The organism is Fastidiosibacter lacustris (assembly GCF_003428155.1).
GTDB classification, from domain to species: Bacteria; Pseudomonadota; Gammaproteobacteria; order Francisellales; family Francisellaceae; genus Caedibacter; species Caedibacter lacustris.
Genome location: NZ_QLIR01000062.1, coordinates 1 through 562 on the forward strand (window position 1 = coordinate 1; position 562 = coordinate 562).

The 562-nt window shown below is 35.4% G+C and carries 1 pseudogene; it reads left to right on the top strand.

From position 1 onward, the window contains the following. Nucleotides 1-60: 60 nt before the first annotated feature. Nucleotides 61-562, top strand: a pseudogene (locus tag DNJ77_RS09880) (transposase family protein); the annotation flags it as partial.

The following is a 562-nucleotide window of genomic DNA, read 5'->3' on the forward strand; positions in this document are numbered from 1 at the left end:
TTCCAAACCGTATTTAATCTAGCAAAATAGCTATTTAAAAATTAAAGGTGGATATGATCAATGAGATGGGAAACGATAAACAAGTTAGCAGCAGATGAGTTTCGTCGTTTAACAGGTGTAAAAAAGCCAACGTTTGAAGAGATGGTGAAAATATTACAAGCGGCGCGAGCAGAAAAAAAACTAAGGGGTGGTAGAAAAAATAAGTTGAGTATAGAGGAGACATTGTTAATGACGTTAGAATATTTAAGGGAATATCGTACCTACTTTCATGTTAGCAAAAGTTATGGGATTAGTGAGGGCTATGCTTATAAAACGATTCGTTGGGTTGAAGATACGCTGATTAAAAGTAAAAAGTTCAGCTTGCCAGGGCGAAAAGCGTTATTAAAAAGCGAGGTTGAATATGAGGTTGTATTAGTAGATGCCAGTGAACATCCTGTGCAACGCCCTAAAAAAAACAAAAAAGGTTCTACTCTGGAAAAAAGAAAAGACATACTTTAAAGAGCCAAATAGTAGTAAACAAAGTGAGTCAACAGGTGATTTGCACAGATTTTAGTAATGGTAA